The sequence below is a fragment of the Caballeronia sp. HLA56 genome, assembly GCF_054655155.1.
Map to the genome: position 1 here is coordinate 1,401,365 of NZ_BAAHOB010000001.1, position 6,703 is coordinate 1,408,067.

Sequence of the window (6,703 nt, forward strand, 5' to 3'; positions counted from 1 at the left end):
CCGCTTGTTCATTCCTTCACCGCCGTATAAGGATGCGCGTAGCTGAAGGGATCGCACAGCAAGTCGTTCAGCGCATACTGCCCCACCGCGTGATACTTCCAGCGCACGCTGTCATGCAACGTATGCGTGCGCGCATTGCGCCAGTGGCGGTCGAGGTTATGCTCTTCCCGTGTCGATTGCGTGCCTGCAAGCTCGAAGAGTTTGTTCGATGCATCGAGCGCGAGGTGTGTCGTGAGAATCTTGGCTTCCGCCGTCGCGACGATGGCCGCGCTCACTTTGTCACGCGCTGAACCGGGCACACGCGCCGCTTCGATCAACACCGCTGCGCGCTCGGTCAACGCGCGCGCAGCGTGCAGGTCCACGGTCAGCTTGCCGATATCGCGCAACGTGAACGGATCGTCCGTGGCATGTGCGGCGCCACTTCCTCGTGCCGGATGCGCAAGCGTGCGCAAGAAGCGCTTCGTCTCATCGAGCGCGGCACGGCCGATACCCAAGTCGATCGCCGCATGAATCAGCTGCGAAACCGCGTTGCCCGTATCGATCTCGCCGCCTGGCTCGCGACGCACCACTTGCACCGCGTCCACTTCGACATTGTCGATATGCACCCGACCGCTTGCAGTCGTGCGTTGCCCGAAGCCCGACCAGTCGTCGATCACTTCGACGCCGCGCGCATGACGCGGCACGTAGACGAACACGGGCGAGCCATCGTCATCGCGCGCGGCGACGGGTATCCAGTGCGCGAAGAGCGCGCCTGTGGAATACACCTTTTTGCCCGATACGACGAGCCCGCGCGTCGTGCGCCGCACGCGTGTTTCATGCGAGCCCGGCAAGCGATCGCCGGGTTCGGCCGTCGCATTGCCGAGTCGCTCGCCTGCAAGCGCGCGTTCGAAGAAAAACGCCTGCTGCGAAGGCGTGCCGTCGTGCCGCAGGCGTTCCAGATTGGCGAAGTGATTCTGCGGAATCTGGCCGAGCGATGGATCGCCTGCCGAGATATGTTCGAAGACCTGCGCGATGGTCCATACGGAAACATCCGCGCCGCCGAATGCCTTGGGAACCGAGATGCCCCACAGTCCCGATGCGCTAAACGCTTCGAGTTCTTCACGCGGCAAGCGCCGCTCGCGATCTCGCTCCGACGCTTCCTGCGCGAACGCATGTTCGAGACGTTGTGCCGTTTCCAGCGCTTCTGCATCGGTACGAATGCGATGCGCTTCTTGCGCGCGAGTCGGTTGATCCAGAGTAGAAGACATGAAACTCCCTTAGAGGCTCGGACGATAAAAGATCAGGCGGCCTCGCGCCTCTTTGCATACTGGCTGTCGGGACGCGGCAAACCATAATGTTCGCGCAAGGTCGTGCCTTCGTAATCGGTGCGGAAAATGCCTTTGCGCTGCAAGAGCGGCACGACGTGATCGACGAACGCCGCAAGGCCGCTCGGAAACACATCCGCGTTGAGATTGAAGCCATCCGCGCCACGCTCCTCGAACCACTGCGCGATGTCGTTGGCAATCTGCTCGGGCGTACCGACAATGATTCGATGCGCGCCCGGATTGCGATCGAGCAACTCGCGTACGGTCAGGTTTTCGGCCTTGGCAAGCGCAACCGTCGAGTCGATGAAGCCGCGCGGCAAGTCCGAGCGCACGACCTTTTCGATGCGCTCATAAGGCAGCGGCTTGTCGATATGCAGATCGTCCGGCGAGAGCCCGAGCGCGCCTGCCAGGCGCGCGACTTCCCGGTCGGTGTCGAGCAGCGCATCGAGTTCGGCTTTATGCGCGCGCGCTTCCTGTTCGGTTCCGCCGACCACCGGATACAGGCCCGGCAACAGCAGAAAGTGATCGGGGTTGCGCCCATGCCGCGCCACGCGTTCCTTCATCTCCTTGTAGAACGCCTGCGCGCTCGGCAAGGTGGTTTGCGCGGTGAAGACCGCATCGGCGAAACGGGCGGCAAGCGCGCGTCCGCCTTCGGACGATCCCGCCTGCACGAGCACGGGCCTTCCTTGCGGACTGCGCGGCACATTGAGCGGGCCGCGTACCGAAAAGTACTGACCGCGATGCTCGATGGCATGCACGCGCGACGGGTCCGCATAACGTCCCGTGGGCGGATCGGCGACGAGCGCGTCGTCTTCCCAGCTATCCCAGAGCTTCGTCACCACATCCACGAATTCTTGCGCGCGTGCATAGCGCTCTTCCGTGGAAAGCGGCGTGTTGAAGCTGAAATTCGCGGCGGCGGCTGCGTCGTAGGTCGTCACGGCATTGAACGCGACGCGCCCGCCGCTCAGGTGATCGACCGATGCGAAGCGCCGCGCCAGATTGAACGGATCGTTGAACGTGGTCGATGCCGTGCCGATGAGACCGACATGCTCGGTCGCGCCCGCGAGCGCGGTGAGGAGCACCGTGGGTTCGAACGATTGCTGCGGACCTTCGGCGTGATTGCGCAGGGCGAGCGCATCCGAGAGAAACACGGCGTCGAGCTTGCCGCGCTCCGCTGTCGTTGCAATCTCCCTAAAGAACTTGAAGTCGATGATCGCGCGCGGGTTGTCCAATGTGCGCCATCCAGCGGGATGCCGCCCGACGCCCGTGATGTTGGTGTTCAGATGCAATTGGCGATGTTTGGTCATGACGTCGTCCTAGGTAAGGAGTTCGCTGCGGGCACGGGCAGTCGCAAGCCCGCATCGACGAGAAGCGGCAACACGGCCTCGCCGAAATACGCGAGGTCCGGTTCGAAGTCGAAGAAGGTGAGTTGCACGCCATCGCAACCGGCGCGCTTCAATGCAAGCAACTGATCGACGATCTGCTCGGGCGAGCCGATCAGATGCAGATTGCCGCCGAGAATGCGCTGCTCGCGCTTGTGATTCGCCCACGCCTTCGCGTCGCTGCGGCCGTGCTGGCCGACGAAGCCATCGAGCGCGCCTTCATCGGCGTGAGCGACGATGGCATCGCGATACTCGCGCGCCTCGCGTTCGGTCGGCCGGCATACGATGGTCGGATTGATGAGCGTGCGCACGTTGCGTTTCACCCGCGCAGCCTCTTCGCGAATGGTCGCGGTATGCGCAGGCAGAGCGCCGATGGCGTCGTTGAAATCCGCGCCTGCGGGGCTCGTGATGAAGATCAGGTCCGAGTGACGCACCGCGTACGCAATCCCCGCGGGCGACCCGGTCGCATTCACGAGCACCGGCCGATGAAAGCGCGGTCGCGGACTCACGAACGCGTCCTGCAACTGCCAGTGCGGCGAATCGATGTTCTGATTCGCATCGCTGCGCCACAACGAATCGAGCACGGCGACAAATTCGGCCGCGCGTTCATAGCGCGTGTCGTGCTCGATCATCGGCTGGCCGAACATCGCCCATTCGCTTTTGACGTGACCCGTCACCAGGTTGATGCCCCAGCGTCCGCCCGAGATATGGTCGAGCGTCGCGCCGAACTTGGCGAGATGCAGCGGATGCCACGGACCATAGAGCGCATGCACCGTCGAGATCAGCAAAATGCGCTCGGTGACGGCGGCAAGCGCGCTCGTCGCGATGAACGCATCGAGCGATTGCTCACGATACTTGAGCGCGCCGCCATGCCCGTTCTTGCCAAGCCATTGCGCGAGGCCGAAGACCAGATCGAAGCCGAGCGCTTCCGCTGTCTTCGTGAGCCGCGAGTTGTAGTCGAAGCGCCAGTCGGTCGAGCGCGGCAAGGTCGAGATGGACCAGCCGCCGTTCTGAATCGGCAAGAAGAGGCCGAGCATCAACGGTTGCTGAAACGCGCCGTGAAGCGCGCTGCCGGGAATGTCGGCGGGACTCGTCGAACCGTCGAAGACAGGGCGTATCGTCGGTGAAGTCATGATGCCAGGCGTTCGCGGCTGCGCTTGTCCGTGGCCGTCTTGAAGTCCAGCACATTGATCGATGCAATCGCGTCGCGCTCCACCTGTTCGACCAGTTGCAGCTCCCACGCGAGGTACGCATTCATTTGCTCGGCCACGCGTTCCTTCTCGACGTGATACGGGCTATACCACGCGTCGTCGTCGCCAGTCAGGTTGTGCGCGTCGCCGGTTTCGAGCGGCAAGCCAATCGCGCTCCAGCGCGCCGTGCCGCCCACGAGCGCGGCGATCTCCGGCCAGCGCGGCGCGAGTTCGGCGGCGACCAGTCCGGCGAGCAAGCCATCTTCCGAAGTCAGCACGACGGGCGCATCGCGCTTGAAAACGCCCGAGCGCAGGTGGTCTTCCACTGCGCTTGCCGCCACGAAACGCGCGCCCGGCACATGGCCTTTGCGATACGCAATGCTCGCGTCGATATCGATCACTTGCGCGCGGCCGGCATCGAGCGCGCGTTGCAGATGATCCGGCTCGATCCAGCGCGTGCGCGCGCCATGCGGACGCACGCGCAACGGCTCGGGACCGGCTTCGAGCGCGTCGTGGGTGAGGGCGGCGCTGGCGGCATCGTCGAGCACGCGGACATCGAGATAGCCGAGTTGCTTGAGCCACGACGCGGTCATGCGGGCGCGCACGCCATCGTCGTCGCGCAGTACCACGCGTGCATGCAGCGTGGCGATGTACTCGTCGGTCGCCTGCACCAGTTGACCGCCCGGCGCCGAACGCCAGCCTGCCGGATGCCCCGCCACGTATTCGAGCGGATCGCGCACATCGAAGCGATACAGCGTGCGCTCGCCGCTTTCGCGTTCGAGCGCCGCGAGCGTTTCGCCGTTGATCACGGGCACGTTCGCCTTGCGCGCGGCGGCCGCCGCAAGTTCGCGCGCGGTCGCGAGGCTTGCGCCTTCGGGACGCGGTGCGGTGCGAATCTCGCCGTGTTCGAGTTCGAGGCCCGAGAGCAGCCAAGCCATCGAGCCGCCCGTGAGTGCGGCGACCGGATTCGGCACGCCCGCATTGATGAGCGATTGCGCGCCGAGAATACTGCGCGTGCGCCCGGCGCAATTGACGACGATCAGCGTATCCGGCGAAGGCGCCGCCGCGAGCGCGCGATACACCAGCTCCGCGCCCGCGCAGTCGATGCCGCCGGGAATATTGAAGTTGTTGAATTCGCCGAAGGGGCGCGAGTCGAGCACGACCAGATCGTCGCCCGCATCCTGACGCGCCTTAAGCGTTTCGGCGTCGATGTTGGGCGTATGCAGCCGATGCTCGATCAGTTCGCCGAACGCCTTGCCCGGCACGTTGGTGCCGCTGAAAATTTCGAAGCCGGCGCGCGCCCAGCCTTCCACGCCGCCATCCAGAATCGACACGTCCGTGTAGCCCCAGCGCGCCAGCAATGCGGCGGCGCGTTGCGCATAGCCGTCCTCGGCGCCTTCGGCATCGACGAGAACGACGGGCGTGCCGCGCCGTGGAGTGAGCCGATCGATCACGAGACCCAGGCGTCCGACCGGCGCGACCGATGAATAGAACAGGCGTTTTTTCGACGACACGCCTTCTTCGCGCACGTCGAGCACCGCGAGTTCATTGTGTTGAGCGATCAGGGTGCGCAATTGCGCGGGAGAAACGAAACGTGACATGAAGAAGGTCCTTGGATGGGTTTCGGTTGACGCGGCGAATCGGGCGCTATGCGTTACGCGTTACGAGTTACGCGTAGGGCGGCCCGCCGCCATCGACATAGAGACGCGAACCGGTGACGAAACGGGCATCGTCCGAAAGCAGATACGCGACCGCGGCCGCGACGTCTTCCGGCGTGCCGGGGCCTTCGAGCGCGGTCAGGCGCGTGGGCTCGTTCTGACTTTGCGCGCCGGCGAGCGCATCGAAGCGCGGCGAGCGGATCGGACCGGGCGCGACGGCATTCACGCGCACGCCTTGCGGACCGTAGCGGCGGCCGAGACCTTGCACGAGCAGATCGATAGCCGCGTTTACGCTCGAACCGGGGAAATGATTCGGCGGCGGCGCAATGCCGCCGCGTCCTGAGATCGCCACGATCGCGCCGCGCCCTTGCTTGATGAAGAGTGGCAAGGCGGCGCGAATCGGGCGCACCGAGCCGAGCAGCTTGGCATCGATCACGCTTTGCCAGTCGTCGTCGGTGAGTTCGAGGAAGTCGCCGAAAGTGGAGACGTTGGTGCTGGTGACGAGGCCATCGAGGCGCCCAAAGCGCTCTTCGATCTGCGCAAACGCCGCCTTCACGCTTTTGTCATCGGTGATGTCGACCTTGAGCGGGACCACGTTCGGCGACGCTGCGAACAATCGCTCATCGACGCTGCGTGACGATGCGACGACCGTCGCGCCCGCATCGGCGAGCGTGCGCGCGGTGGCCGCGCCCAGCGCGCCGGAAGCGCCCGTCACCCAGACAACCTGGTCCTTGAATGTGCTGCTCATGGCTTACTCCGATGAATGGTTGGAAAGTACGCGGCGCGCGCGCCCACACAGCCGGTTGTCGAGGCGACCGGCCGAAGATTCGCGGAAAACGTCAGGGAACGAGGCGGGCAGGCGCCGGGGCAACGCGTTCATGCGCGCCGCCCCGGTGTGTTGGTGGCGATGGCGGAAAGGAGCATGGACGAAGTGTTTCGAAAGCGGAGTCGCCCATCTTCGCCTTGCTTGCGGTCATCGCAAACCGATCATTTCAACGATGCTTCTTACCTGATTTCGTATTTGGTTAGATGGTCAGGTTCAAAGCGAAATGCCTTCGTGTTCGAGGGCGAGCTTGACAGCGGGTCGCTCGCGCATGCGCTCGTAGAACGCTTTGAGCTTTGCCGGCACTTCGATGCTCATCTTGTTGGCCCATGTCAGCATCGTGAAA

Annotated in this window: 5 protein-coding genes; all 5 read right to left on the minus strand. The window is 64.3% G+C overall.

Annotated features, from left to right (window positions below):
- Positions 1-8: 8 nt before the first annotated feature.
- Positions 9-1,247, minus strand: coding sequence for an SfnB family sulfur acquisition oxidoreductase (locus tag ACYQ47_RS06395; protein ID WP_459904797.1), 1,239 nt, complete (start codon positions 1,245-1,247; stop codon positions 9-11).
- Between the two features lie 32 nt (positions 1,248-1,279).
- The gene (locus ACYQ47_RS06400) at positions 1,280-2,611 is read right to left on the minus strand and encodes an LLM class flavin-dependent oxidoreductase (RefSeq protein ID WP_459904799.1); all 1,332 of its coding nucleotides are present in this window, start codon (positions 2,609-2,611) and stop codon (positions 1,280-1,282) included.
- Positions 2,608-3,819, minus strand: coding sequence for an LLM class flavin-dependent oxidoreductase (locus ACYQ47_RS06405; protein WP_459904801.1), 1,212 nt, complete (start codon positions 3,817-3,819; stop codon positions 2,608-2,610). The genes ACYQ47_RS06400 and ACYQ47_RS06405 overlap by 4 nt, the downstream gene beginning before the upstream one ends.
- Entirely contained in the window at positions 3,816-5,477 is a 1,662-nt protein-coding gene (locus ACYQ47_RS06410) for a rhodanese-like domain-containing protein (RefSeq protein ID WP_459904803.1), read from the minus strand. Before ACYQ47_RS06410 ends, ACYQ47_RS06405 begins: the two co-directional genes overlap by 4 nt.
- A 67-nt stretch (positions 5,478-5,544) precedes the next feature.
- Complete coding sequence (locus ACYQ47_RS06415; protein WP_250493007.1) at positions 5,545-6,282, minus strand: SDR family NAD(P)-dependent oxidoreductase; 738 nt, start codon at positions 6,280-6,282, stop codon at positions 5,545-5,547.
- Positions 6,283-6,703: the final 421 nt, after the last annotated feature.

What these genes read in the sequence shown, in the direction of transcription:
- ACYQ47_RS06415 (WP_250493007.1), bottom strand. Translation starts at nt 6,282, where the DNA reads ATGAGCAGCACATTCAAGGACCAGGTTGTCTGGGTGACGGGCGCTTCC.
- ACYQ47_RS06405 (WP_459904801.1), bottom strand. Translation starts at nt 3,819, where the DNA reads ATGACTTCACCGACGATACGCCCTGTCTTCGACGGTTCGACGAGTCCC.
- ACYQ47_RS06395 (WP_459904797.1), bottom strand. Translation starts at nt 1,247, where the DNA reads ATGTCTTCTACTCTGGATCAACCGACTCGCGCGCAAGAAGCGCATCGC.
- ACYQ47_RS06400 (WP_459904799.1), bottom strand. Translation starts at nt 2,611, where the DNA reads ATGACCAAACATCGCCAATTGCATCTGAACACCAACATCACGGGCGTC.
- ACYQ47_RS06410 (WP_459904803.1), bottom strand. Translation starts at nt 5,477, where the DNA reads ATGTCACGTTTCGTTTCTCCCGCGCAATTGCGCACCCTGATCGCTCAA.